General features: G+C 67.1%; 18 protein-coding genes. 13 read left to right on the top strand and 5 right to left on the bottom strand.

Going from position 1 to position 26,257, the window contains the following annotated elements; all coding sequences use genetic code 11:
- Positions 1-52 precede the first annotated feature (52 nt).
- Entirely contained in the window at positions 53-1,792 is a 1,740-nt protein-coding gene (locus tag DBY63_RS18705) for a potassium/proton antiporter (protein WP_027598543.1), read from the bottom strand.
- 129 nt (positions 1,793-1,921) lie between these two features.
- Here DBY63_RS18705 and rlmJ point away from each other — a divergent pair, with 129 nt between their 5' ends.
- Positions 1,922-2,758, top strand: coding sequence for a 23S rRNA (adenine(2030)-N(6))-methyltransferase RlmJ (gene rlmJ, locus DBY63_RS18710; protein WP_027603032.1), 837 nt, complete (start codon positions 1,922-1,924; stop codon positions 2,756-2,758).
- A gap of 122 nt (positions 2,759-2,880) precedes the next feature.
- Here rlmJ and msrA read toward each other — a convergent pair whose 3' ends face one another.
- The 4 genes from msrA to aceE all read right to left on the bottom strand — a co-directional run bounded on the left by msrA (position 2,881) and on the right by aceE (position 11,165).
- Entirely contained in the window at positions 2,881-3,540 is a 660-nt protein-coding gene (gene msrA / locus DBY63_RS18715) for a peptide-methionine (S)-S-oxide reductase MsrA (protein WP_007161945.1), read from the bottom strand.
- Between the two features lie 80 nt (positions 3,541-3,620).
- Entirely contained in the window at positions 3,621-6,227 is a 2,607-nt protein-coding gene (locus DBY63_RS18720; protein ID WP_108582546.1) for a GGDEF and EAL domain-containing protein, read from the bottom strand.
- 281 nt (positions 6,228-6,508) lie between these two features.
- The gene (aceF, locus tag DBY63_RS18725) at positions 6,509-8,494 is read right to left on the bottom strand and encodes a dihydrolipoyllysine-residue acetyltransferase (protein ID WP_027598546.1); all 1,986 of its coding nucleotides are present in this window, start codon (positions 8,492-8,494) and stop codon (positions 6,509-6,511) included.
- 28 nt (positions 8,495-8,522) lie between these two features.
- A complete protein-coding gene (gene aceE, locus DBY63_RS18730) occupies positions 8,523-11,165 on the bottom strand; it encodes a pyruvate dehydrogenase (acetyl-transferring), homodimeric type (RefSeq protein WP_108582547.1) in 2,643 nt (880 codons plus the stop codon).
- 329 nt (positions 11,166-11,494) lie between these two features.
- Between aceE and glnE the strand changes: the two genes are divergently transcribed.
- The 12 genes from glnE (at position 11,495) to DBY63_RS18790 (ending at position 26,257) form a co-directional block, all read left to right on the top strand.
- Positions 11,495-14,455: a bifunctional [glutamate--ammonia ligase]-adenylyl-L-tyrosine phosphorylase/[glutamate--ammonia-ligase] adenylyltransferase gene (gene glnE / locus DBY63_RS18735; protein ID WP_108582548.1), complete on the top strand. Its 2,961-nt coding sequence runs from the start codon at positions 11,495-11,497 to the stop codon at positions 14,453-14,455.
- A 113-nt stretch (positions 14,456-14,568) separates the two neighbouring features.
- On the top strand, positions 14,569-15,603 hold the full coding sequence (waaF, locus tag DBY63_RS18740) for a lipopolysaccharide heptosyltransferase II (RefSeq protein WP_027598549.1): 1,035 nt from the start codon (positions 14,569-14,571) through the stop codon (positions 15,601-15,603).
- Positions 15,604-16,611: a lipopolysaccharide heptosyltransferase I gene (gene waaC, locus DBY63_RS18745; protein WP_074585025.1), complete on the top strand. Its 1,008-nt coding sequence runs from the start codon at positions 15,604-15,606 to the stop codon at positions 16,609-16,611.
- The gene (locus DBY63_RS18750) at positions 16,608-17,726 is read left to right on the top strand and encodes a glycosyltransferase family 4 protein (RefSeq protein ID WP_027598550.1); all 1,119 of its coding nucleotides are present in this window, start codon (positions 16,608-16,610) and stop codon (positions 17,724-17,726) included. The genes waaC and DBY63_RS18750 overlap by 4 nt, the downstream gene beginning before the upstream one ends.
- Entirely contained in the window at positions 17,723-18,529 is an 807-nt protein-coding gene (rfaP, locus tag DBY63_RS18755; protein WP_108582549.1) for a lipopolysaccharide core heptose(I) kinase RfaP, read from the top strand. The genes DBY63_RS18750 and rfaP overlap by 4 nt, the downstream gene beginning before the upstream one ends.
- Complete coding sequence (locus DBY63_RS18760) at positions 18,529-19,260, top strand: lipopolysaccharide kinase InaA family protein (RefSeq protein WP_027598552.1); 732 nt, start codon at positions 18,529-18,531, stop codon at positions 19,258-19,260. The genes rfaP and DBY63_RS18760 overlap by 1 nt, the downstream gene beginning before the upstream one ends.
- Positions 19,257-20,012, top strand: coding sequence for a lipopolysaccharide kinase InaA family protein (locus DBY63_RS18765; protein ID WP_027603038.1), 756 nt, complete (start codon positions 19,257-19,259; stop codon positions 20,010-20,012). Before DBY63_RS18760 ends, DBY63_RS18765 begins: the two co-directional genes overlap by 4 nt.
- Positions 20,009-21,430, top strand: coding sequence for a lipopolysaccharide kinase InaA family protein (locus DBY63_RS18770; protein ID WP_108582550.1), 1,422 nt, complete (start codon positions 20,009-20,011; stop codon positions 21,428-21,430). Before DBY63_RS18765 ends, DBY63_RS18770 begins: the two co-directional genes overlap by 4 nt.
- Before the next feature lie 186 nt (positions 21,431-21,616).
- Entirely contained in the window at positions 21,617-23,359 is a 1,743-nt protein-coding gene (locus DBY63_RS18775) for a carbamoyltransferase (RefSeq protein ID WP_027603040.1), read from the top strand.
- The gene (locus DBY63_RS18780) at positions 23,356-24,489 is read left to right on the top strand and encodes a glycosyltransferase (protein ID WP_108582551.1); all 1,134 of its coding nucleotides are present in this window, start codon (positions 23,356-23,358) and stop codon (positions 24,487-24,489) included. Before DBY63_RS18775 ends, DBY63_RS18780 begins: the two co-directional genes overlap by 4 nt.
- A complete protein-coding gene (locus DBY63_RS18785; protein ID WP_108582552.1) occupies positions 24,486-25,445 on the top strand; it encodes a glycosyltransferase in 960 nt (319 codons plus the stop codon). The genes DBY63_RS18780 and DBY63_RS18785 overlap by 4 nt, the downstream gene beginning before the upstream one ends.
- Before the next feature lie 80 nt (positions 25,446-25,525).
- Positions 25,526-26,257, top strand: a complete 732-nt coding sequence (locus DBY63_RS18790) for a glycosyltransferase family 2 protein (RefSeq protein WP_169853368.1) — start codon at positions 25,526-25,528, stop codon at positions 26,255-26,257.

Consider the following 26,257-nt stretch of genomic DNA (forward strand, 5'->3'; position numbering starts at 1 on the left):
GCCTGGGGTGCAAGGCAGCACCCCTCAAGCCGCGAACCCTGTTCATCCATCGTTAAAGAAAGAGCGCGGGCCCGCTGTTGCGCCCTTCGGGAAACTTCACACCGACCTTGCGCACGCGCTTGTTCTCGATGGCCGCGACGATCCACACCAGGCCGTTCCATTCCACCAGGTCGCCAACGATGGGTTCGCCGCCGATCTCGTGGGTGATGAAGCTGCCGAGGCGCTGGTTGCCGTCCACCTCGCCCAGTTGCAGGCCGTAGAGCGCAGCCACGGCGCTGAGTTCGGCGTCGGCTTCGAGGACGAAGTCGCCAAAGAATCTCTGGGTCTGCTGCGGCGCCTGGCTGAACAGCCGCCCCAGGGCCGGCAGGTCGTGTTCGTGGCCGACCACGCAGAGGATGTCGCCGGCTTCCAGGGTGGTACTGCCGGAGGGGTGAAGCAGGGTCTCGCCGCGGAACAGCGCGGCGATACGGGTGCCCTCGGGCATCTTCAGCTCGCGCAGGGCGGCGCCGATGCACCACTTCTCGGCGCCCAGACGATAGATGAACAGCTCCCATTCGCTGGTCGGGTGAACCTGCAACCCGGCGCGGGAGAAGGGCGCCGGTTCCGGCGGCACCGTCACCTTGAGCAGCTTGGCCGCCAGCGGCAGACTGGAGCCCTGCACCAGCAGCGACACCAGCACGATGAAGAAGGCCACGTTGAAGAACAGCTGGGCCTGGGGCAGCCCGGCCATCATCGGGAACACCGCCAGGATGATAGGGACTGCGCCGCGCAGCCCGACCCAGGCGATAAAGGCCTTTTCCCGGTCATGGAAGGCGCGGAAGGGCAGCAGGCCGATGGCCACCGACAGCGGGCGGGCGACCAGGATCATCCACAGGGCCAGGCCCAGGGCGGGCAGGGCGATGGGCAGCAGGTTGTGCGGCTCCACCAGCAGGCCCAGCACCAGGAACATGCCGATCTGCGCCAGCCAGGCCATGCCATCGAGCATGTGCAGCATGCCGTGGCGGCTGCGGATCGGCAGATTGCCCATCAGCAGACCGGCCAGGTAGACGGCGAGAATGCCGCTGCCATGGGCGGCGTTGGTCAGGGCGAAGATCAGCAGGCCACCGCTGATGGCCAGCAGCGGATAGAGGCCGTCGGCGAGGTGGATGCGGTTGATCAGTTGCAGCAGCAGCCAGCCCCCGCCGAGGCCGATCACCCCGCCGATGGCGAATTCGCTGACGAAATGGCCCAGCAGACTCCAGCTGAAGCCGCTCTGGCCGCTGGCGAGCATCTCGATGAGGGTGACGGTGAGAAACACCGCCATGGGGTCGTTGCTGCCGGATTCGATTTCCAGGGTCGCGGTGACCCGTTCGTTGAGACCGCGGCCACCGAGCAGGGAAAACACCGCCGCAGCATCGGTGGAGCCGACGATGGCGCCGATCAGCAGGCCCTGCAGCAGGCTGAGGTCGAACAGCCAGGCGGCGGCGACCCCGGTCAGGCCGGTGGTGATCATCACCCCCACGGTGGCCAGCGACAGCGCCGGCCAGAGCGCCACGCGGAAACTCGACACCCGGGTGCGCATGCCGCCGTCGAGCAGGATCACCGCCAGCGCCAGGTTGCCCACCAGGTAGGCCATCGGATAGTTGTCGAAGGCGATGTGACCGGGGCCGTCGACGCCGGCGAACATGCCGACCACCAGGAAGATCACCAGGATCGGGATGCCGACCCGCGAGGAAATCGAGCTGACCAGAATCGACAGGCCGATCAGCACCGCACCGATCAAGAACAAGCTGTTGATGGTGACAGCGTCCAAGCGTGACTCCTGGGGTAAAGAATTGAAGAACCAGGGGATTTAACCCGCTGGGTGGCCGGGGTGTCAAAGCGCGACGCCGCGGGTGCCCGAGGAAGGCGGTACACTGTAGGGCTGACGCTGGAGTATCCCATGAATTACCGACACGCCTTCCACGCCGGCAATCACGCCGATGTCTTCAAGCACGCCACCCTGTTGCGCCTGGCCGCGCTGCTGGCGCGCAAGGAGACGCCCTTCGTCTATCTGGACAGCCATTCCGGCGTGGGTCGCTATGACCTGGCCGGCGACCAGGCCAGCCGTACCGACGAATGGCGCGAAGGCATCGGACGCCTGTGGGCCCTGGAATCCGCGCCGGCGGCCTTTGTCGGCTATCGCGAAGCGGTGGCGGCACTCAATCCCGACGGCGCGCTGCGCTACTACCCCGGCTCGCCCGAATTGATGCGCCAGGCGTTGCGCCCCCAGGATCGGCTGCTGCTCAATGAGCTGCACCCCGAGGACGGTCGCCTGCTCAAGGAAAACATGGCCGGAGATCGCCGGGTGGCGGTGCACCAGAAGGATGGCTGGCTGCTGCCGCGGGCGCTGCTGCCGGTGCCGGAACGCCGGGCCCTGCTGCTGATCGATCCGCCCTTCGAGAAGGCCGACGAGCTGGAGCGCTGCGCCAAGGCGGTCGCTGAGGCCGTCGGCCGCATGCGCCAGACGGTGATCGCGCTCTGGTATCCGATCAAGGATCGCCGCCAGTTGAGGCGCTTCCATGCTGGGCTGCAGGCCAGCGGCGCGCCCAAGTTGCTCAACGTCGAGTTGCTGATCCGCGCGGCGGACGATCCCACCCGGCTCAATGGCTCGGGACTGGCCATCGTCAATCCGCCGTGGGGGCTGGAAGAAGAATTGCGCGAGTTGCTGCCCTGGCTGGCCGAGCACCTGGCCCAGGGTGAAGGCAGCTGGCGACTGGACTGGCTGATCGCGGAATAGCGAGGCCGGGACCGTTGGGCTTCGCTGGGCTCAACCCAACCTACGGGAAGAGCCTGGCAGGTTGGGTTGAGGCGGCGCTACCGCCGCAGCCCAACAAAGAAAGCCGCCGCAGCGGCTCGGGATCAGACCGCGAGGCTGGGCGGCAGGCAGACACCGGTACCGGCCAGGCCGCAGTAGCCGTTGGGATTCTTCGCCAGGTATTGCTGGTGATAGGCCTCGGCGTAGTAGAAGGGCGGCAGCGGGGCGATCTCGGTGGTGATCTCGCCATAGCCGGCCTCGGCCAACTGCGCCTGGAAGGCGGCCTGGCTGGCTTCGAAGGCTTCCCGCTGGCTGTCGTCGGCGTAATACAGGGCCGAGCGATACTGGGTGCCGACGTCGTTGCCCTGGCGCATGCCCTGGGTCGGATCGTGGGCTTCCCAGAAGATCTTCAGCAGCGCCTCCAGCGAGGTCTGGGCCGGATCGAACACCACCAGCACCACCTCGGTATGACCGGTCAGGCCGGAGCAGACCTCTTCGTAGGTGGGGTTGGGGGTATGGCCGCCGGCATAGCCGGCCGCGGTGGTCCAGACGCCGGGTTGTTGCCAAAAGCGCCGCTCGACGCCCCAGAAGCAGCCCATGCCCACCACCAGACTCTGCAGGCCGGCGGGGAAGGGGCCTTGCAACGGATTGCCGTTGACATAGTGGGCCGCGGGTACGGCCATGGCCGTCTCGCGGCCGGGCAGTGCCTGCTCGGCGGCGGGCAGATGGGTCTTCTTGGTCAGGATTTCGGAACGCAGGACCATGGGATACCTCGTGGGAAAGGGCCAGGCGAAAGGCTCAGTGTACGCAAAATCGCGGCAGCGGGGTCAGTCCGCGCGGCGGGTCAGCGCGTCGGCAGGTAACGCGCCAGGGAGGCGTCGAGCTGGTCGGCCGGGATGGGCTTGTCGAACAGATAGCCCTGGCCGATATCGCAGCGATGGTGGCGCAGGAAAGCCAGCTGTTCGGTCGTCTCGATGCCCTCGGCAACCACCTGCAGCCGCAGGTTGTGGGCCATGGCGATCACCGCGGAGGTGATTTCCATGTCGTCCTGGTTGTCCGGGATGTCCTTGATGAAACTCCTGTCGATCTTGATGACGTCGATGGGGAATTTTTTCAAGTAGCTGAGCGACGAATAACCGGTGCCGAAGTCGTCCATCGCCAGGCTCATGCCCAGGTGCTTGAGGGCTTCGAGGGTGTTGCGGGTGGCGTCGGTGGCATCCAGCAGGAGGCTTTCGGTCAGTTCCAGCTCCAGACGCTTGGGCGCGATGCCCTCCTCGTCAAGGATGGTGACGAAGGACTGCACCAGGTCGGGATCGGTGAACTGCTTGGGCGACAGGTTGATGGCGATCTGCAGATCGTCGAAGCCGGCGGCGTCGAGGCGGTGCAGCTGGCGGCAGACCTCGCGGATGATCCATTTGCCGATGGGCACGATGAGCCCGGTTTCCTCGGCGATGCTGATGAACTGATCCGGGCGGATCATGCCCTTTTCCGGGTGCTGCCAGCGGATCAGGGCCTCCAGTCCCAGCAACTTGGCGCGTTTCAGGCAGACCTTGGGCTGGTAGTGCACCAGCAGTTCGTTCTGCTCCAAAGCCCGGCGCAGGTTGTTCTGCACGAACAGCTTGTTGCTGGCCTCGGCGATCAGCGCCTCGGTGAACACCTGGACCTGATGGCCGCCAGTGGCCTTGGCTCGGTGCAGGGCGAGGCCGGCGTGCTTGATCAGGGTCTGCGGATCGGTCTCGTGCGGTCGCGCGGTGGTCAGGCCGATCGAGCAACTGATCAGGGTCGGGTGGCCTTCCACATAGAGCGGCGGATCCAGGGCCACCAGGGTGTCGCGGGCCAGGCTGTCGGCGGCGACCGCGTCCATGCCTTCGAGCAGCACGGCGAATTCGTTGCTGGCGATGCGGGCGATCAGCGCGCCCGTGCCCAGGGCGCTGCGCAGGCGCCGGGCCAGACCCACCAGCAGCTGGTCGCCGATACGATGCCCCAGGCTGTCGTTGACCCTCTTGAAGTTGTCGACGTCCACCAGCAGCAGCGAGTGTTCGCGGTTGGGATTGGACTGCTCCAGGCGGGCTTCCAGGCGGGCGATGAAGTGGCTGCGATTGGCCAGCCCGGTGAGGCTGTCGCGAAACACCAATTCGTCGTTGTGCTGCTGGGCGAAGCGGGTCTTGCTGGTGTCCTGGAAGATGCCCAGATAGCCCTGCAGATCGCCATTGGGCTGCTTGATCTTGGACAGCGACAGCTGGCCCCAGTAGCTCTCGCCGTCCCGGCGATAGCAGCGCAGTTCGCCCTGCCAGCTGTCTTGGTGCGCCAGGCGTTGCCAGGCTTCGTAGAGCAGCTCGCCCCAGTTTTCCAGGGCGGGCAGGGATTCGACGTGCAGCCCCTGAAGCTTGCCGATGGGATAGCCGGTGATCCGCGCGAAGCTGTCGGTGGCGTGCTCCAGGCAACCGCTGGCATCCAGCAGCAGGAAGGCATCGTTGCTGGCTTCCATCACCCGGGTCAGGGGGTGGGCGAGCTTGGACGGGCGCTGCGGTTGCTGGAGCAGGGCGGCCAGGCATTCCGCCAGGCTGCGAGCGAAGGCGACGTCCTCGGCTTCCCAGGTGGCCGCTCGGTCCCGTCGCAGGCAGAGCAGACCGGTCAGTTGACCGTCGTGCAGCAGTGCCACGTCCAGCGCCGTTCCGCCTCCGCTGTGGGACGGGTGCAGCACCTGGCTGGCGTCTTCGATCACGCCCTGCTCGCGCAACCGGCGCCGGTGGTCGCTGCACAGGGTCGGCAGGCGTTCTTCCTTACACAGGGTGACGAGGCCATTGCCCTCGTAGCGCCACAGGCTGAGTTCGTCCACGGCAAAGGCGGCCGGGCCCTGGGCGCGCAGCAACTGCACCAGGTCATCGTCCACCGGCGCCTGGCGCAGGGCCAGGCGGGACAATTCGAGCAACAGGGTCTGCCGCGCCTGGGCCATCGCCAGGCGTTGCTGGCTGTGATCCTGGCTGTCCTGCAGGAGGGCCAGGGTCGAGCGCAGGGCCACATTATGGGCTTCCCATTCGCCGGCCAGGGCGTCGTCGTTCATCACCCGCAGCAGATAGCCGCGCAGCAGCGGGCGACCATGGCGCTGCAGACTCTCGCCGACCTCGACGACCTGGCAGGGCGCCGTGGGGGAGTGGAACAGGTAGCGCACCTGATAGCTGCCGTGTTCGGCCAGTTGCAGCTGGATGTCTTCGTGCAGCCGATGACGGACGCTGGGCTCCATCAGGCTGGCATAGGGGGCATCGATGAGCGAGCACAGCGCCTGGGCGGGCAGGCCGAGGCTGGCTTCGCAGCGGGAATCGAGATAGAGCATCGCCCAGGAGGCTTCATTCAGACGCTCGAAACGCAGCAAGCCCAATCGGGCAGGAGCGCTGAGCGCGCCCGCCTGATCGGCTACCGCGGCATCGGCAGCATCGGAGTGAATACTCATGCGAGGGTCCGCGTCCTTGTGAAGACGGAAAGATGTCCTAGGTTTATCGGAAAGGACAGACAAATCATTAATCCTTTTTCCTTTCCGCCTCGCCAGCACGCTGGGATGGCTGTCAGGTTGCCCGATAGGGCCCGGCGCATGCAAGGGGCGGCGCTCGGGGCGCTCATCCTACCTTTTTCCTGGATCTTTCGGTTGATCTGACAGCAAAAACCCCGCGTGAGCGGGGTTTCTGAACTACACCAGGGGACGGTAACGGCCTTCCGTTACCGTCCTGTGGCGGTTTACAACAGCAGACCGCGGATTTCCGCCAGCAGATCGCCCAGGCGCTTGGTGAAGCGCGCGGCGGCCGCCCCGTTGATCACGCGGTGATCGTAGGACAGCGACAGCGGCAGCATCAGGCGCGGCTGGAAGGCCTTGCCGTCCCAGACCGGCTGCATGCTGGCCTTGGACACGCCGAGGATCGCCACTTCCGGGGCATTGACGATCGGCGTGAAGCCGGTACCGCCGATGTGACCCAGGCTAGAGATGGTGAAGCAGGCGCCCTGCATGTCGTCGCCGCTGAGCTTCTTGGTCCGCGCCTTTTCCGCCAGTTGGGCGGCTTCGGCGGCGAGTTGCAGCAGGCTCTTCTGGTCGACGTTGCGGATGACCGGGACCAGCAGGCCATCCGGGGTGTCCACGGCGAAGCCGATGTGCACGTACTTCTTGCGGATCACCGCCTTGCCGCTGGGGGCCAGGGAGGCATTGAAGTCCGGCAGTTCCTTGAGCACATGGGCGCAGGCCTTGAGCAGGAACGGCAGGATGGTCAGCTTGACGCCGGCCTTTTCCGCCACGGCTTTCTGGCCGACCCGGAAGGCCTCCAGATCGGTCACGTCGGACTGGTCGAACTGGGTCACGTGGGGCACGTTCAGCCAGCTGCGATGCAGGTTGTTGGCACCGACCTGCATGAGGCGCGTCATCGGCACCTCTTCGATCTCGCCGAACTTGCTGAAGTCCACGGTGGGGATCGGCGGGATGCCGGCACCACCGGTGGCGCCGGCAGCCGCAGCCGGAGCCGCCTTGCTCTTCTGCAGCTGATCCTTGACGTAGGCCTGGACGTCTTCCTTGAGGATGCGACCCTTGGGACCGGTCGGGGTGACCTCGCCCAGATCGACACCGAACTCGCGGGCGACCATACGCACGGCCGGGCCGGCATGGACCTTCTTGCCCTTGCCGGCGGCAGGGGCGCTGGCGGGAGCGGCGGCCTTGGCCGGCGCCTCGGCCTTCTTCTCGGCAGCCGGCGCGCTGGCGGTGTTGCCGGCAGCCGGCTTGGCCGCCTGCTTGGGCGCGGCACCGGCCACCTTCAGGGTCAGGATCAGATCGCCGGTCTTGGCCTGGTCGTTGACCTTGATGGCAACGCTTTCCACCACGCCCGCCTTGGGCGCCGGGATTTCCATGCTGGCCTTGTCGGACTCCAGCACGATCAGCGACTGCTCGGCCTTGACCTGGTCACCGGCCTTGACCAGCACCTCGATGACGTTGGCGCTGCCGGTGGAGCCGATGTCGGGGACCTTGATCTCCTCGACCGATTCACCGGCCGGCTCGGCGGCGGCTTCCTCGTGCAGCTCGGGCTCGGCGGCTTCCTTGGCCGGCTTGTCGCCGGCCTTGGACTCGACGCTCTTGCTCGGCTTGGCATTGGCGGCGCCCTTGAGCACCAGGATCAGATCGCCGGTGCCCACTTCGTCGCCGACCTTGACGGAAACGCTCTCCACCACGCCGGCGGCGGGGGAGGGGATTTCCATGCTGGCCTTGTCGGACTCCAGGGTGATCAGCGTCTGCTCGGCGGCGATGGTGTCGCCGGGCTTGACCGCCACCTCGATGATGCTGGCCTTGCCGCTGGAGCCGATGTCCGGGACATGGATCTCCTGGGCTTCGCCTTCGCCGGCGGACGCCGAAGCGTCCTCGTCGCCGGCCGGCGTCGGGGTTTCGCTTTCCTCGACCTGGGTCTGCTTGGACTCGGCCTTGGGTTCGGCGGCGGGTTCGCTGCCGGTGGCGGCGTCCTCGCCTTCCAGGTCGATCAGCAGATCACCGGTCTTGAGGGTGTCGCCGACCTTGATGTGCAGGGCGGCGATCTTGCCGGCCTTGGGGGCCGGGATCTCCATGCTGGCCTTGTCGGACTCCAGCACCACCAGGCTCTGTTCGGCCTCGACGGTATCGCCGACCTTTACCAGCAGCTCGATGACTTCGCCGTCGCCACTGCCGATGTCGGGTACGCGGATGGTCTCGCTCACAGTTGTTTCCTCTTATCCGTGTGCCGCATCAGCAATCCAGGGGATTGCGCTTCTCGGTGTCGATGCCGAACTTGGTGATGGCATCGGCCACGACCTTGCGTTCCAGCTTGCCTTGGTTGGCCAGCGCCTGCAGAGCGGCGACGGCGACCCAGCGGCGGTCGACCTCGAAGTGATCACGCAGCTTCTTGCGGCTGTCGCTGCGACCGAAGCCGTCGGTACCCAGCACCTGGAATTCGGTGGGGACCCACTGGCGGATCTGGTCGGCGAACAGCTTCATGTAGTCGGTGGAGGCGATGACCGGACCCTGGCGCTCGCCCAGGCACTGCTCGACATAGGTCAGGCGGCGCTCTTCCAGCGGGTGCAGGCGGTTCCAGCGATCCACGGCCAGGCCTTCACGGCGCAGTTCGTTGAAGCTGGTGACGCTCCAGATGTCGGCGCCGACGCCCATCTCGCGCAGCAGGCTCGCAGCAGCGCGGACCTCGTTGAGGATGGTGCCCGAGCCCAAGAGCTGGACGCGGTGCTTGAAGTCGCCCTTTTCTTCTTCCAGCAGGTACATGCCCTTGATGATGCCGTCCTCGACACCTGCGGGCATGGCCGGCTGCTGGTAGTTCTCGTTCATCACGGTGATGTAGTAGAAGACGCTCTGCTGCAGTTCCATCATCTGATGGATGCCTTCGCGCATGATCACCGCCAGCTCGTAGGCATAGGTGGGATCGTAGCTGCGGCAGTTGGGGATGGTGCCGGCCAGGATATGGCTGTGACCGTCCTCGTGCTGCAGGCCTTCACCGTTCAGGGTGGTGCGGCCGGAGGTGCCGCCCAGCAGGAAGCCGCGGGTCTGGGCATCGCCCGCCGCCCAGGCCAGGTCGCCGATGCGCTGGAAGCCGAACATCGAATAGAAGATGTAGACCGGCAGCATGGGCTGGTTGTAGTTGCTGTAGGCGGTACCGGCGGCGATGAAGGAGGACATGGCGCCGGCCTCGTTGAGGCCTTCCTGGAGGATCTGGCCGTCCTTCTCCTCGCGGTAGTACATCACCTGGTCGCGGTCGACCGGCTCATAGAGCTGGCCGTGGGGCGAGTAGATGCCCAGCTGGCGGAACATGCCTTCCATGCCGAAGGTACGGGCCTCGTCGGCGAGGATGGGCACGATGCGCTTGCCCAGGTCCTTGTCCTTGACCAGTTGCGACAGGATGCGGCCGAAGGCCATGGTGGTGGAGATCTCGCGATCGCCGGAGCCGTCCAGTACCGCCTTCAGGCTGTCCAGGGGCGGCGTGGGGATGCTGATGCTGCGGGCGCGACGCTGGGGCAGGTGACCGCCCAGGGATTCGCGACGACTCATCAGGTACTTCATCTCGGCGCTGTCGTCGGCCGGACGATAGAAGGGCAGCTCGCTGAGCTGGGAGTCGTTCAGCGGGATGTCGAAGCGATCGCGGAATTTCTTCAGCGACTCCACATCGACCTTCTTGGTGTTGTGCGCGGTGTTCTTGGCTTCGCCCGCACCGGTGCCGTAGCCCTTGATGGTCTTGGCCAGGATGACGGTGGGCTGGCCCTTGTGGTTGACCGCCTGGTGGTAGGCCGCATAGACCTTGTAGGGGTCGTGACCGCCACGGTTGAGCTTCCAGATCTCGTCGTCGGACAGGTCCTCGACCATCTTCAGCAGCTCGGGGTTGGCGCCGAAGAAGTGCTTGCGCACATAGGCACCGTCTTTCGCCTTGTAGTTCTGGTATTCACCATCGACCACGGCGTCCATGCGCTGCTGCATGCGGCCTTCGGTGTCGCGGGCGAACAGCGGATCCCACATGCGGCCCCAGAGGACCTTGGTGACGTTCCAGTCGGCGCCGCGGAAGATGCCTTCCAGTTCCTGGACGATCTTGCCGTTGCCGCGGACCGGGCCGTCGAGGCGCTGCAGGTTGCAGTTGATGACGAAGATCAGGTTGTCGAGGTTCTCGCGGCCGGCCAGGGAGATGGCGCCCAGGGTTTCCGGCTCGTCGCACTCGCCGTCGCCGATGAAGCACCAGACCTTCTGCTTGCCGGCGGGGATGTAGCCGCGGTTCTCCAGGTACTTCATGAAGCGGGCCTGGTAGATGGCGGTGATCGGACCCAGACCCATGGACACGGTCGGGAACTGCCAGAAGTCGGGCATCAGGTGCGGGTGCGGGTAGCTCGACAGCCCCTTGCCGTCCACTTCCTGGCGGAAGTTGTTCATCTGGTCTTCGGAGAGGCGGCCTTCCAGGAAGGCACGGGCGTAGACGCCGGGGGAGGCATGGCCCTGATAGTAGATCAGGTCGCCGCCGTGCTCTTCGTTGGGCGCCTTCCAGAAATAGTTGAAGCCGATGTCATAGAGGGTGGCGCTGGAGGCGAAGGTGGAGATGTGGCCACCCAGATCCGGATCCTTGAGGTTGGCGCGCATGACCATCGCCAGGGCGTTCCAGCGAACCAGCGAGCGGATGCGTCGCTCCATGAACAGGTCGCCCGGCATATGGGCTTCCTTGGTCACTGGAATGGTGTTGCGATAGGGGGTATTGATGGAGTAGGGCAGCTGGGTACCACTGCGGGTAGCCAGTTCGCCCATGCGGGTCATCAGATAATGAACGCGCTCCTCGCCTTCGTGGTCGAGGACGGACTCCAGGGCGTCCAGCCATTCCTGGGTTTCGACGGGATCGAGATCTTGCATGGCTTGCTCCAGGGCGGAAAGGCTTCCAAAATCGGTCGCCTCAGGGTCGCCGCCGGCCTCTTGGGGGCAGCGAAAATTCTTGGATTTATGACCGGACGGTTCCGATCGGCGTGTAGTTTTACTACAAATTCAAATCCGTTTCAGCTCCGAGCTGTAATGCGATAAAAAACAATTCGACGTTTGTCGAACGCGCTGCTCGAGGGCTCGCGAACTCCGAACCGCGGACGTGAAAACGGTTCCCGCTCGGACCAGGTGGTCCGTCGGAATGTCCCTGGCAGGGGGTTCGCGGCAGGGTGGCGGGATTCGACCGTCCCTGCGCAGGACTGCCCATGATACCCCTCCTTCGTCCCGATCTGCCTCCGACTCTCGTCGCATGTGCCGAGCTCGCCGACCGGCGTCTGGCCGATGCCCTGGCCACGCTGCCCGCGGCGGCGGCCCGCCAGGCGAACTGGTCCGCGGCGCAATGCGCCGACTGGCGACGGGTGGCTGCCCTCAGCGACTTCGTCGTCGAGCAGTTCTGCCGGTTGCCCGAGCCTTGCCTGGCGCTGGTCGACAGCGGCGACCTTGCGCTGTCGCTGGCGCCGGGGGCCATGGCGCAGCGCCTGCGCGACGCCCTGGCCGACTGCCCGGACGAAGCCGAACTGGGACGGCGGCTGCGGCGCTTCCGCATGCTGCAGCAGGTGCGCATCGTCTGGCGCGACCTGACCCGCCGCGCCGATCTGGTGGAGACCTGTCGCGACCTCAGCGACCTAGCCGATGCCTGCATCGACCAGGCCTGCGCCTGGCTGTACGCCCAGCAGTGCAGCCAGTTCGGCGTGCCGACCGGACGCCACAGCGGCCAGCCGCAGCAGCTGGTGGTGCTGGGCATGGGCAAGCTGGGCGCGGGAGAGCTCAATCTGTCCTCCGACATCGACCTGATCTTCGCCTATGGCGAGGCCGGGGAGACCCGCGGCGCGCGGCGCGAGCAGGACAACCAGGAATTCTTCACCCGCCTCGGGCAGCGCCTGATCAAGGCGCTGGACGCCGTCACCGTGGACGGCTTCGTCTTTCGCGTCGACATGCGCCTGCGGCCCTATGGCAGCGCCGGTGCCCTGGTGCTGAGCTTTGCCGCCATGGAGCTCTATTACCAGGACCAGGGGCGCGACTGGGAACGCTACGCCATGATCAAGGCGCGGGTGGTCGGTGGCGACCAGGCCAGCGGCGCCGAACTGCTGACCCTGCTGCGGCCCTTCGTCTATCGGCGCTATCTGGATTTCTCCGCCATCGAAGCCCTGCGCAGCATGAAGCAGCTGATCCGCCAGGAGGTGCGCCGGCGCGGCATGACCGACAACGTCAAGCTGGGCGCGGGTGGCATCCGCGAAGTGGAATTCATCGCCCAGGCCTATCAGCTGATCCACGGCGGACGCGATCCGGCGCTGCAGCAGCGACCGCTGCTCAGGGTGCTGACCAGTCTGCGCGAGCGCGACTATCTGCCGGCCGCGGCCGAAGCCGAGTTGCGCGAGGGCTATTGCTTCCTGCGCTATGTGGAGCACGGGCTGCAGGCCATCGCCGACCAGCAGACCCAGACCCTGCCGGTGGATCCCCAGGGCCGGGCGCGGGTGGCCTTTCTCATGGGCCATGCCGACTGGGATGAATTCAGCGCCGCGCTCGACGCCTGGCGCAGCCGCATCGACTGGCACTTCCAGCAGACCATCGCCGATCCCGAGGAGGAGACCCAGAGCGCCGAACTGGAAGACAGCTGGCTGCCGCTGTGGGACGACCTGCTCGACCCCGAGGAGTCCCTGGCGCGACTGCGCGAGGCGGGCTTCCAGGCGCCGGAGCAGGCGCTGGAATTGCTGGCCAGCCTGCGCGCCAGTGGTCAGGTGCGCGCCATGCAGCGCGCCGGTCGCGAACGCCTGGATGCCTTCATGCCGCGGCTGCTGGATGCGGTCAGCGCCGACGAGCAACCCGATCGGGCGTTGGAGCGGGTGCTGCCGCTGGTGGAGGCGGTGGCGCGCCGCTCGGCCTACCTGGTCCTGCTCAGCGAGAATCCGCCGGCCCTGGCGCGGCTGCTGGAACTCTGCGGCGCCAGTGCCTGGGTGGCCGAGCAGATCGCCCGCTATCCGGCGCTGCTCGACGAATTGCTCAACGAGGGGCGGCTCTATCATCCGCCGCAGAAGCCGGAACTGGCCGCCGAGTTGCGCGAGCGCCTGATGCGCCTGCCCGAAGAGGACCTGGAGCAGCAGATGGACGTGCTGCGCCACTTCAAGCGCGCCCACAGCCTGCGGGTGGCGGCGGCGGAGATCGCCGGCAGCCTGCCGCTGATGATGGTCAGCGACTATCTCACCTGGCTGGCCGAGGTGATCCTCGAAGAGGTGTTCGGCCTGGCCTGGCGCCAGCTGGTGCAGCGCCATGGCACGCCGCAGCGGCGCGACGGCTCGCCCTGCCAGCCGGATTTCGTCATCGTCGGCTATGGCAAGGTCGGGGGCATCGAACTCGGCCACGGTTCGGATCTCGACTTGGTGTTCATCCACGACGCCGATCCCCTGGCCGAGACCGATGGCGCCAAGCCCATGGATGGCGCCCAGTTCTTCAATCGCCTCGGTCAGCGCATCATCCATCTGCTCACCACCACCACCCCGGTGGGCACCCTCTACGAGGTCGACATGCGCCTGCGGCCGTCCGGCGCGGCGGGGCTGCTGGTGAGTTCGCTGGAGGCCTTCGAGCGCTACCAGCAGAGCGAGGCCTGGACCTGGGAACACCAGGCCCTGGTGCGGGCGCGGGTGGTGGCGGGTGGCCCGCGGCTGGGCGAGCGCTTCGATGCGGTGCGGGCGCGCATCCTCGGTCGGCAACGGGAGCTGGCGACCCTGCAGGCCGACGTGGCCGGCATGCGCGACAAGATGCTCGACAACCTCGGCACCGCGCTGACCGCCGGCGGACTGGGGCCGAACGCGCGCCGGCCGGAGCAGCTGTTCGACCTCAAGCAGGATGCCGGCGGTATCGTCGATATCGAATTTATGGTCCAATATGCCGTTCTGGCCTGGTCGTGGCAGCATCCCGAATTGCTGCGTTTTCCCGACAACATCCGCATCCTGGAATCCCTCGAAGCGGCTGGTCTGGTACCGGCCACGGACGCCATTGCCCTGCGCGAAGCCTACAAGGCCTACCGCGCCGCGCTGCACCGCCTGGTCTTGCAGAAGCAGCCGGGCAAGGTGCCGGCCGACGGCTTTCTCGCCGAGCGCGACGAAGTACGCCGTATCTGGCACGGCCTGGGGCTGGACACGCCGTCCGGCAATCCGGCCACCTTTTAGGCCGTCATCAGTAAGGAGAGGCAAGATGTCGATGTCCGTGCGCGAGCTTTCGATCAGGCCGGGCCTGAGGGAGTGGGAGTCGGCCACCCGCTAGGTGCCGATCGCCTTCCAGCATGAATATTCTGATCATCGGACCCAGTTGGGTCGGCGACATGGTGATGGCGCAGACCCTCTTCGTCTGCCTCAAGCGCCAGCACCCCGACTGCCAGATCGACGTACTCGCCCCCGAGTGGAGTCGCCCGCTGCTCGAGCGCATGCCCGAGGTGCGCGAAGCCCTGAGCTTTCCCCTCGGCCATGGCGCCTTCGAGTTGGCCACCCGCCGGCGCATCGGCCAGCAGCTGCGCGGTCGCTATGACCAGGCGATCCTCCTGCCCAACTCGCTGAAATCGGCGCTGGTGCCCTATTTCGCCGGCATCCCCAAGCGCACCGGTTGGCGCGGCGAGATGAGATTCGGCCTGCTCAACGATATCCGCACCCTGGACAAGGCCCGCTATCCGCTGATGATCGAGCGCTTCATGGCGCTGGCCCATGCGCCCGGTGCCGAGTTGCCCAAACCCTATCCCGAGCCGCGCCTGGCCATCGATCCGGCCAGCCGCGACGCCGCCCTGGAACGCTTCGGCCTGAGTCTGGACCGGCCGGTGCTGGCGCTCTGTCCGGGTGCCGAGTTCGGCGAGGCCAAGCGCTGGCCGGCCGAGCACTATGCCGCCGTGGCCGATGCCCGGCTGCGCCAGGGCTGGCAGGTCTGGCTGTTCGGCTCGCAGAAGGATGCCCCGGGCGGTGAAGAGATCCGCGAATGGGTCACCCCCGGCTTCGAAGAAGATGTCTGCAACCTCGCCGGGCGCACCTCCCTGGCCGAGGCCATCGACCTGCTCTCCTGTGCGAGCGCCGTGGTCAGCAACGATTCCGGGCTGATGCACGTGGCCGCCGCCCTGGATCGCCCGCTGGTGGCGGTCTATGGCTCCACCTCGCCGGGCTTCACGCCGCCACTGGCCAGTCAGGTCGAGGTGGTGCGCCTGGGGCTGGAGTGCAGTCCCTGCTTCGACCGCACCTGTCGCTTCGGTCACTACGACTGCCTGCGCCTCTTGCAGCCGAGCCTGGTGCAGGACGCTCTCGGCCGTCTGGTCGCCGATCCGGTCGAGGTGGGCTAGATGCGCGTGCTGCTGGTCAAGACCTCGTCGCTCGGCGATGTCATCCATACCCTGCCGGCGCTGACCGATGCGGCCCGGGCCATCCCCGGCATCTGCTTCGACTGGGTGGTGGAAGAAGGCTTCGCCGAGATTCCCGCCTGGCACCCGGCGGTGAGCCAGGTGATCCCGGTGGCCCTGCGGCGCTGGCGCAAGCAGCCCTTTTCCGCCTGGGCCAGTGGCGAATGGGGCGAATTCAAGAGTCGGGTGCGCGAGCAGCGCTATGACCGGGTGATCGATGCCCAGGGCCTGCTCAAGAGCGCCTGGCTGACCCGCTATGCCGAGGCGCCGGTGGCCGGTCTCGACCGCACTTCCGCGCGCGAGCCCCTGGCCAGCCGCTTCTATGACGAACGCTATCACGTGGCCAAGGGGCAGCATGCCCTGGAGCGGATCCGCCAGCTGTTCGCCCAGGCGCTGGACTATCCGCTGCCGGCCGGCGTGGGTGACTACGGCCTGGATCGGCAACGCCTGGCCGGGCCCAACGAGACGCCCTATGTGGTCTTCCTGCATGGCACCACCTGGGTCAGCAAGCACTGGCCCGAGGCCCACTGGCGCGAACTGGCCGAACGCATGAGCCGGCTGGACTGGCCGGTGCGGCTGCTGTGGGGCAACGAGGCGGAGCACGCCCGGGCCGAACGCATCGCCGACGGCCTGGATGGCGTCCAGGTGCTGCCGCGCCTGAATCTCGCCGGGGTGGCCAAGGTGCTGGCCGGCGCCCGGGCCTGCGTGGCGGTGGATACCGGTCTTGGCCACCTGGCGGCCGCCCTGGACGTGCCCACCGTTTCGCTCTATGGCCCGACCAGTCCGAAGAAGGTCGGCGCCTATGGCCGCTCCCAGGTGCACCTGAGCGCCGTGGGCCTGGATGGCACCGACGAGCCGCGCGATCAGCCCGCCGCGAGTCTGGCCGCCCTGACCCCGGAGCGGGTCGAACTGGAACTGGAAACCCTGCTGTTGGAAGACCTCCCCGCATGACCCTGGCTTTCGTGCTCTACAAGTACTTTCCCTTTGGCGGCCTGCAGCGGGACTTCCTGCGCATCGCCCAGGAGTGCCAGCGCCGCGGCCATGCCATTCGCGTCTACACCCTGATCTGGGAAGGCCCGGTACCGGAGGGCTTCGATGTGCGGGTGGCCCGGGTCAGCGCCCTGTTCAATCACCGACGCAACGAGAAATTCCACGCCTGGCTGCAGGCCGACCTCGCCCGCGATCCGGTGGACCGGGTGATCGGCTTCAACAAGATGCCGGGGCTGGACGTCTATTACGCCGCCGATCCCTGTTTCGAGGACAAGGCCCAGACCCTGCGCAACCCGCTCTATCGACAGTGGGGTCGCTATCGCCACTTCGCCGAATACGAGCGGGCGGTGTTCGCGCCCGAGTCCTCCACCGAGATCCTGATGATCTCCGAGGTGCAGCAGCCGCTGTTCGTCAAGCACTACGGCACGCCGGCGCCGCGCTTCCACCTCTTGCCGCCGGGCATCGCCGCCGACCGTCGCGCGCCGGCCAATGCCGCCGAGATCCGCGCCGACTTCCGCCGCGAATTCGAGCTGGAGGAGGGCGAGCTGCTGCTGGTGCAGATCGGTTCCGGCTTCAAGACCAAGGGCCTTGATCGCAGTCTGCGCGCCCTGGCATCGCTGCCCAGGGAATTGCGCAAGCGCACCCGGCTGTTCGCCATCGGCCAGGACGATCCCAAGCCCTTCCTGCTGCAGGCCAAGGCCCTGGGCGTGAGCGATCGCGTCCAGATCCTCAAGGGGCGTAGCGACATCCCACGCTTCCTGCTCGGCGCCGATCTGCTGATCCATCCGGCCTATAACGAGAACACCGGTACCGTGCTCCTGGAGGCGCTGGTCGCCGGGCTGCCGGTGCTGGTCACCGACGTCTGCGGCTATGCCCACTACATCGACGAGGCCCGCGCCGGCGAGGTGGTGCCGTCGCCCTTCGCCCAGGAGATCCTGGACCGGATGCTGGCCGAATTGCTGGCCGATCCCGAGCGCCGCGCGGTGCAGGGTCGCAACGGCCTGGCCTTCGCCGACAGCGCCGATCTCTATTCGCTGCCCGAGCGCGCCGCCGATGTCATCCTGGGGGTGGCATGACCCTGGAATTGCGTGAGCCCTTCGCCAGCCTCTGGGCCGGCCAGGATCCCTTCGTCGCCGTGGAGGCCCTGCAGGGCCAGGTCTATCGCGAACTGGACGGCCGCCGCACCCTGCGCACCGAGGTGGCCGGGCGCGGCTACTTCGTCAAGATCCACCGCGGCATCGGCTGGGGCGAGATCGCCAAGAATCTGCTGCAGGCCAAGCAGCCGGTGCTGGGTGCGCGCCAGGAATGGCAGGCCATCGAGCGGCTGCACCAGGTCGGCGTGCCGACCATGACCGCCGTGGCCTTCGGCGAGCGCGGCGTCAATCCGGCGACCCAGCACTCCTTCATCATCACCGAGGAGCTGGCGCCCACCGTCAGTCTCGAAGACTTCAGTCTCGACTGGGTCCGCCAGCCGCCCGAGCCGGCGCTCAAGCGGGCGCTGATCGCCGAGGTGGCGCGCATGACCGGCGCCATGCACCGGGCCGGCGTCAATCATCGCGACTGCTACATCTGCCATTTCCTGCTCGATACCGCCCAGCCGGTCACCGTGGCCACTCTGCGACTCTGGCTGATCGACCTGCACCGCGCCCAGTGCCGCGCCCAGGTGCCCCGGCGCTGGCGCGACAAGGACCTGGCCGGACTGTATTTCTCCGCCCTGGGCATCGGCCTGACGCGGCGCGACTTCCTGCGCTTCCTGCGCGGCTACTTCCAGCGCCCGCTGCGCGAGATCCTGCGCGACGAGGCGCCTTTGCTGGCGCGGCTGGAACGCAAGGCCGCCGCCTTGCTGGAGCGCAAGGAACGCTACGGGGACCGGCTCTGATGGCTGACTGGCGCATCGATTCCAGCGTCGCCCACCTGCCCGAATTCGCGACCCTGGACGCGGTGTTCGCGCTGACCGGCGAACGCCTGACCAGCGATCCGCTGTCGGAAGTGGTGCGCATCGAGCGCGACGGCATCCGCTACTACGTCAAGCGCTACCACGGCGCTGGCAAGGGGCTGCGGCGCTATGTCGGGCGGCCGCGGGTCAAGGCCGAGTGGCAGAATCTCAAGCGCTTCGCCAAGTGGGGCATCGCCACCGCGCCGGTGGTGGCCTGGGGGATGGAGCGCTCGCCCCGGGGGTTCACCCGCGGCGCCATGATCACCCGGGAGATTCCCGACACCCTGGATCTCGCCGAACTGGCCCGGCGCGAGGATCCACGCCTGCGCGACCGGGTCTGGGTGGACAACGTCAGCCGCCAGCTGGCCGCGGCCACCCGCACCCTGCACGACCATCATTTCGTCCACAACGATCTCAAGTGGCGCAACCTGCTGGTGGATGGCCAGGGCGTGCTCTATTTCATCGATTGCCCGGCCGGCGCCTTCTGGGTCGGCCACTGGCTGCGCTGGCGCATCGTCAAGGACCTGGCCTGCCTGGACAAGGTGGCCAAGTACCAGCTGTCGCGCACCCAGCGCCTCAGGTTCTATCTGCAATACCGCGGTCGCGCGCGCCTCAGCGACAACGACAAGGGGCGCATCCGCGAGGTGCTGGACTATTTCAAGGGGCGGGAATGAACGAGGTATGGGCGGCCGAGGATCGGGCCGTGCTGGCCGGCCAGGGCCTGGACAGCTTCGCGGCGCTGTGGGCGCTGGAGCTGCCCGCGGTGGATGAACCCAACCAGGGGCGCGGCGGCTTCAGCCAGGTATTTCGCCTGGACGTCGCCGGTCATGGCTACTACCTCAAGCGCCAGCGCGACTACCTGACCCGGACCCTGGCCCGCCCGCTGGGCGAGCCGACCTTCGCCCGCGAGAGTCGCAACATCCGCCGCTACGCCGAGCTCGGCATCCCGGCACTGGAGCTGGCCTATTACGGCGAGCGCCGCGACGACCAGGGCTGGCGCGCCATCCTGCTGACCCGGGCGCTGGATGACTGGCGTGATCTGGACAGCTGGTTGCGGGTCTGGCCGCACCTGGCGCCGGACGAGCGCCAGGCGGTGCTGGTCGCCGTCGGTGAACTGGCCCGGCAGCTGCACGGCGCCGGCCAGGTGCACGGCTGCTTCTATCCCAAGCATCTGTTCCTGCAGCGCCAGGGCGAAGGCCTGGTCGCGCGGCTGATCGATCTGGAAAAGACCCGGCCGCTGCTGTTCGGCCGGCGCGATCGCCTGCGCGATCTCGAACCCCTGCTGCGCCGCGCGCCGCAATGGAGTGAACCGGACATCGCCCGCCTGCTGGCGAGCTATCTGGACCAGCCGCTGGACAGCGCCGCCGTGCGGGACTGGAGCCAGCGTCTGGCCGGGCGTCGCCGCCACAAGGAGCGCAAGGCATGACCCTGGAGCAATTGGCCAGGGCCGGCCGCGCGCCAGCCCTGCCGCTGCGCATCGAACTGCCCGGTGGCGAACTGGAAGTGCTGTCGCTGCTCAGGGTGCTGCCCGGTCAGCGCTATGTCGGCGAAGCCCGCTGGCAGGGCCGGCGGGTGCTGGCCAAGCTGCTGGTCGGCGAGCGCGCGAGCCGGCAATTCGCCCGCGAGCGCGAGGGCTGTCGCCTGCTGGCGGCCGCCGCGGCGCCGACTCCCGCGCTGCTGGACAGCGGCGAGGCAGGCGGGCAGGGCGCCTGGCTGCTGTTCGACTTCATCGAGGCGGCGCCCAGCGTCGAGCAGCTCTGGCAGCCGCTCGCCACCGAACCGCCCTTGTCGCCGGCTCAGGATGCTTTGCTAGGCGCCGCCCTCGCCACCCTGGCGCAGCTACATGCCCAGGGCCTCTGGCAGGCCGATCTGCACCTGGACAACCTGCTGGTCAAGGACGGCGCCGCTCTGGTCATAGATGCGGCGGACATCCAGGCCGAGAGTGTCGGCCAACCGCTGTCCCAGGCGCGGGTGCAGGAGAATCTGGCGGTGTTCTTCGCCCAGTTGCCGGCCGCCCTGGATGCCCAGCTGGAAGAACTGCTGATCCACTACCTGCTGGTCAATGCCGAGCACGCCCTGCGCCTCGACGCCCTGCTGGCGCGCACCGCCGAGATCCGCCGCTGGCGCCTGGCCGACTACCTGAAGAAGAGCGGTCGGGAGTGCACCCTGTTCGCCGTCACCCGCAGCGCCTTCGGCCTGATCGCCGTGCGCCGTACCTGGCTGAGTCGTCTGGAAGGCCTGCTGGCCGATCCTGATGCCGCCCTGGCCGGCCTGCCGACCTTCAAGGACGGCGGCGCCGCCACCGTGGCCCGGCTGCAATGGCAGGGCCAGGACCTGGTGCTCAAGAGATACAACATCAAGGGCTTCGGCCACTGGCTGACGCGCTTCTGGCGACCGAGCCGGGCCTGGCACAGCTGGCGCGAAGGACATCGCCTGCGGTTCCTCGGCATTCCCACCCCCGAGCCCCTGGCTGTGCGCGAGCGGCGCTTCCTCGGTCTGCGCGGTCGCGCCTATCTGGTCACGCCCTTCGTCGACGGGCCCAATCTGCTGGAGCGTTTCGCCCCCTATGTGGATTCCGCCCCGCCCGCGGCCGAGCTGGACGCCCTGCTGGCGCTGGTCGAGGCCCTGCGCCGCGAGCGCCTCGGCCATGGCGACTTCAAGGGCACCAACCTGATCTGGCATGAAGATCGTTGGCTGGTGATCGACCTCGACGCCCTGCAGGCCCACGGCAGCGACAGCGCCTATGCCAGTGCCTATGCCCGCGACCGTGCCCGCTTGCTGCGCAACTGGCCGGCCGACAGCGCCCTGCACCGGTTGCTCGACGAGCGCCTGCCGCCGGCTTGAGCGAAGCGCCGCCATCTGTACCGGGGCTGAATCGCCGTGCGCTAAGCCCCGCTCCGGCGTGCGGCCATTACCCGTGGCCTGCCTGAACGGCTATAATTCGCCGTTTTTGAGGCGAGGCGGGCCTGCAGCGGCCTCGCGAAACCCCGGCGAACTCCCCTGGCTTCGCCCTGTACAGAGGCTTTACCTGTGTCCCTGACCGTCCTTGGCCTGTCCGGCGCCCTCAGCCACGATCCCTCCGCCGCGCTCTATATCGACGGCAAGCTGATCGCCGCGGTGGAAGAAGAACGCTTCGTACGCGACAAGCATGCCAAGAATCGCATGCCCTACGAGTCGGCCAAGTTCTGCCTGGAGCAGGCCGGGATCACCCCCGCCGACGTCGACGTGGTGGCCATTCCCTATGCGCCCATCAGTCTCTTCGGCGAAGCCCGCTGGCACTACGCCAAGCGCTATGCCTACGCGCCGGATCGCGCCCTGGACGCCATCCTGTTCGGCAATCGCCGCTATCACCGCTACCAGAAGCGCATCGAGTGGTGCCTGGTGCAGCTCGGCTTCGACCTCAAGAAGGTCAAGCTGGAAGCCGTCGAGCACCACCTGGCCCACGCCTCCAGTGCCTATCACTGCTCGGGCTTCAGCGAAAAGACCGCGATCCTCGGCATCGATGGCAAGGGCGAATACGCCACCACCTTCTTCGGCTACGGCGAGAACGGCAAGATCCACAAGATCAAGGAGTTCTACGATCCGGACTCCCTGGGTGGCCTCTATGGCGCCCTCACCGAATTCCTCGGCTTCGAGATGCTCGACGGCGAATTCAAGGTCATGGGCATGGCGCCCTATGGCGATGCCAGCAAGTACGATTTCTCGCGCCTGGCGAAATTCGAGAACGGCGAGCTGATCATCAACACCGACTACGCCAACGTCATCGGTTTCCGCCGCTACAAGGAAAAGGGCAAGGGCTACTACTTCTCGCCCAAGCTGATCGAGTGGCTGGGGCCCAAGCGCGAAGGCGATATCGCCGACGATCCCTACATCCACTATGCCGCCAGCATGCAGGCGCTGTTCGAGAAGCTGGCGCTGGAGATGATGGACTACTACCTGGGCGACATCATCCGCCAGACCGGCAAGATTGCCTTTGCCGGCGGCTGCGCGCTCAACGTCAAGCTCAACCAGAAGATCATCGCCCGTCCCGAGGTCAAGGAGCTGTTCGTCCAGCCGGCTTCGGGCGATGCCGGCACCGCCGTCGGCGCCGCCGCCTACGTCTCCCATGCCCGCGGCGTGCCGGTGGAGAAGATGGAGCACGTCTATCTCGGCCCCGGCTACAGCAACGAAGACGTCATCGCCGCCTGCGCCCGCCATCCCAACGCACCCAAGTGGGAGCGGATCGACGACATGCCCCAGCGCATCGCCGAGATCATGGTGGCCGGCAATCCGGTGGCCTGGTTCCAGGGTCGCCTGGAATTCGGTCCGCGCGCCCTGGGCGGTCGCTCCATCATCGGCTGCCCCAGCGTGCCGGGCGTGGCCGATCGCATCAACGCCCAGATCAAGTTCCGCGAGCGCTGGCGGCCATTCTGCCCGTCCATGCTCGACACCGTGGCACCGCAGATGCTCAAGGTCGACCATCCCTCGCCCTTCATGACCTTTACCTTCGAGGTCAACGAAGAGTGGAAGAGCCGGGTACCCGAGGTGGTCCACGAAGACGGCACCTCCCGCGCCCAGGTGCTGGAGCGCCGGCACAATCCGCGCTGGTACGACCTCATGGTCGAGCTGGAAAAGCTCACCGGCAACGGCGTCTCCCTCAACACCTCGCTCAACCGCCGCGGTGAACCCATGGTCTGCTCGCCCACCGACGCCCTGAACATGTTCTTCGGCTCGGATCTGCAGTATCTGATCATGGAAGACATCCTGGTGGTCAAGGAGGGGGCTGGCGTATGACGCGTTCCGCCGAACCGCGGGTGCTGCAGTTCTGTCACGGCTACGACGGTCCCTTCCTCGACTGCGCCCGCCAGACCGCCAGCCTCTTCGCGGGCAGCGGCTATCGCGTCACCACGGTCTTTCTCACCGGCACCGCCGACGCCGAGGTGGCGGCCGGCTGCGGCAGCGACGAGGTGCTGTTCCTGGAATATTCCTCCCGGGACGTGCGCGGACTCAAGCTCGGCGCCATCCAGGCGCTGCGCGAGATCGTCCGCTCGCGAGGCATCCGCTTCGTCATCGCCCACCGCTTCAAGCCGATCTGGATCGCCTGCCTCGCCACCAATCTGCCGGTGATCGGCGTGCACCATGCCTTTGGCGACTACGACCGGTTCGGCCGGCGGCTGTTCGCCAAGCTGATGAGCAAGCGCCTGACCCTGCTGGGCGTCTCCGACGCGGTGCGCGACGAGCTGCGCCTGCGCCTCAAGGACTGGCCGGCCGAGCGCATCGAGACCCTCTACAACCGCCTGGACGTCGAGGCGGTGGAGCGCGAACTCCTGCCGGCCGACCAGGCCCGCGCCGAGCTCAAGCTGCCCCATGACGCCTGGATCGTCGGCAACGTCGGTCGCCTGCATCCGGACAAGGATCAGGCCACGCTGCTGCGCGGCTTCGCCGCCGCCCTGCCGAATCTGCCGGCCAACGCCCTGCTGGCGATTCTCGGCAAGGGTCGCCTGGAAGAAGACCTCAAGGACCTGGCCCGTGAACTGGCCATCGCCGACCGGGTGCTGTTCCTTGGCCAGGTGGAAGGCGCCCGGCGCTATTTCAAGGCCTTCGACGTCTTCGCCCTGAGTTCCGATCACGAGCCCTTCGGCATGGTCCTGCTGGAAGCCATGGCCGCCGGCGTGCCCCTGATCGCCACCTCCTGCGGCGGCGCCCGGGAGATCGTCGAAGGCGTGGGCTTTCTCTTTCCCCTGGGCGACGCCGAGGCCCTGGGCCAGGGGCTGCAGCATCTGGGTCGCCTGGCGCCGAGCCAGAGACGTGCCTGCGTACAGCACATGCGCGAGCGCCTGGCCGAACGCTTCTCCGACGAGGCCGTGCGCCGCGACTTCTGGCGTCTGCCGATGGTTGCCGCCTTCAAGGCCCCGGCGCCGTGAAAGTCCTGTTCCTGGTCCAGAAGGAGCAACGCATCCTGCTGGACCACTTCTATGCCAGCATCGCCGCCCATTGCGACTGCGACCTGCGCTGGCTGAGCGACGAGGAACAGGCCGATCTGCGCGGCTATTTCCGCCGCGCCGTGCCCCAGCCCGAGCAATACGACCGCATCCTGCTGTTTCTGCGATTCAAGAAGCAGCTCAAGCAGATCCCCTTCATCCGCAGCCTGCCCAATCTGGTGGAGCTGGAACACGACGCCTACCAGAATTTCATCCCCTGCAAGTACACCGGCAAATTCAGCCGCTACTACCGGGCCATGCCCCACGTCCGGGTGCTGGTCTCCGGCGCCGGGGTGGCGCGGCGGCTGCAGGAGGAGGGGATCGACGCCCACTTCGTACCCAAGGGCTACGACGACAGTCGCCTGCGCGACCTGGGTGTCGAGCGCGACATCGAACTGGGCTTCGTCGGCAGCCTGGGCAGCGTGGCCTACAGCGGCCGCAAGCAGCTGCTGGAAGATCTGGCCAGGGTCGAGCCGCTGCTGATCACCAAGACCCGCTCGGGCGACGAATACCTGCAGACGCTCAACCGCATCCGCTTCTTTGTCGGCGCCGATGTCGGCATGGGCGAATACATGATCAAGAACTTCGAGGCCATGGCCTGCGGCTGCGTGCTCTTCACCTATGACCAGGGCGAAGAAGAGAACCGGGCGCTGGGCTTCGAGGATGGCGTCAACGTGGTGCTCTATCGCTCGCTGGAGGAATTGCGCGAGAAACTCGCCCGGCTGCGAAGCGATCCGGCGCACGCCGCGGCCATCGCCAGGGCGGGAGAGGCCCTGGCGCGTCACTCTTTCGCCTTCGGCCACTTGGGTGAGCGCATCGTTTCGGCTATAACCCCAGCGCTGCGACCGGCCGTCGCACCGGGGTTCCTCCGCCGCCTGCTGAGCTGGCTGGGACGCTGATGCGCCGCGCAAGGTCCGGCTTTCGACTCAACTGGCAGAAAGGGTAGAACGTGCAGTTTTCCGCCGACAGCGACATCTCTATGGTCGTCACCAGCTGCGGGCGCTTCGACCTGCTCAGGCAGACGCTGGCGACCTTCGACGAATTCAACACCGCGCCCATCCGCCGGGTCTTCATCACCGAGGACTCCGGCGACGAAGCGGTACGCGACTGCATCCCGGCGCACTGGCGCGAGCACACCGAGTTCATCGTCAACAACCCCAAGCTCGGCCAGATGCGCAGCGTCGACGCCGCCTATGCCCGGGTCGAGACAAGCTGGATCTTTCACTGCGAAGACGACTGGGCCTTCTATCGCCCGGGCTTCATCGAGGATTCCCAGGCGCTGCTGGAGGCCGATCCGCAGGCGCTGCAGGTCTGGCTGCGCAGCCATGCCCATGACCTGGCGATCCACAGCCCCTACGTCTATCTCAAGCCGCGCCAGGTGCATGCCGGCATCGCCTTTCATGAGGTCGGCTCGCACAAGCCCGAATGGCAGGGCTTTTCCTTCAATCCCGGTCTGCGCCGGCGCGCCGACTACCTGCTGCACGCGCCCTATGGCGACCTGAGCGGCGAGAAGGAACTGTCCCGGCGCTATGCCGACGCCCAGCGCCACGCGCTGATCCTGGAAAACGATGCCGTGCTGCACACCGGCTTCGGCCAGCACGTGGTCAGCGACAAGGACCGCAACGACAAGCGGAAGCGCCGGCGGATGGAACGCATCAAACTGGCACTGGCCTTCCTGGTCGGTGCACTCCTGGGAGCCCTGTTGTGGTGA

Origin of the sequence: Pseudomonas sp. RIT411 (assembly GCF_003057735.2) — a bacterium.
GTDB classification, from domain to species: domain Bacteria; phylum Pseudomonadota; class Gammaproteobacteria; order Pseudomonadales; family Pseudomonadaceae; genus Chryseomonas; species Chryseomonas oryzihabitans.

Excerpts from the sequence above, each read along its gene's own strand:
- rlmJ (WP_027603032.1), top strand. The coding sequence starts at position 1,922 with ATGAATTACCGACACGCCTTCCACGCCGGCAATCACGCCGATGTCTTC.
- msrA (WP_007161945.1), bottom strand. The coding sequence starts at position 3,540 with ATGGTCCTGCGTTCCGAAATCCTGACCAAGAAGACCCATCTGCCCGCC.
- DBY63_RS18720 (WP_108582546.1), bottom strand. The coding sequence starts at position 6,227 with ATGAGTATTCACTCCGATGCTGCCGATGCCGCGGTAGCCGATCAGGCG.
- aceE (WP_108582547.1), bottom strand. The coding sequence starts at position 11,165 with ATGCAAGATCTCGATCCCGTCGAAACCCAGGAATGGCTGGACGCCCTG.
- glnE (WP_108582548.1), top strand. The coding sequence starts at position 11,495 with ATGATACCCCTCCTTCGTCCCGATCTGCCTCCGACTCTCGTCGCATGT.
- waaF (WP_027598549.1), top strand. The coding sequence starts at position 14,569 with ATGAATATTCTGATCATCGGACCCAGTTGGGTCGGCGACATGGTGATG.
- waaC (WP_074585025.1), top strand. The coding sequence starts at position 15,604 with ATGCGCGTGCTGCTGGTCAAGACCTCGTCGCTCGGCGATGTCATCCAT.
- DBY63_RS18750 (WP_027598550.1), top strand. The coding sequence starts at position 16,608 with ATGACCCTGGCTTTCGTGCTCTACAAGTACTTTCCCTTTGGCGGCCTG.
- rfaP (WP_108582549.1), top strand. The coding sequence starts at position 17,723 with ATGACCCTGGAATTGCGTGAGCCCTTCGCCAGCCTCTGGGCCGGCCAG.
- DBY63_RS18760 (WP_027598552.1), top strand. The coding sequence starts at position 18,529 with ATGGCTGACTGGCGCATCGATTCCAGCGTCGCCCACCTGCCCGAATTC.
- DBY63_RS18765 (WP_027603038.1), top strand. The coding sequence starts at position 19,257 with ATGAACGAGGTATGGGCGGCCGAGGATCGGGCCGTGCTGGCCGGCCAG.
- DBY63_RS18770 (WP_108582550.1), top strand. The coding sequence starts at position 20,009 with ATGACCCTGGAGCAATTGGCCAGGGCCGGCCGCGCGCCAGCCCTGCCG.
- DBY63_RS18780 (WP_108582551.1), top strand. The coding sequence starts at position 23,356 with ATGACGCGTTCCGCCGAACCGCGGGTGCTGCAGTTCTGTCACGGCTAC.
- DBY63_RS18790 (WP_169853368.1), top strand. The coding sequence starts at position 25,526 with ATGGTCGTCACCAGCTGCGGGCGCTTCGACCTGCTCAGGCAGACGCTG.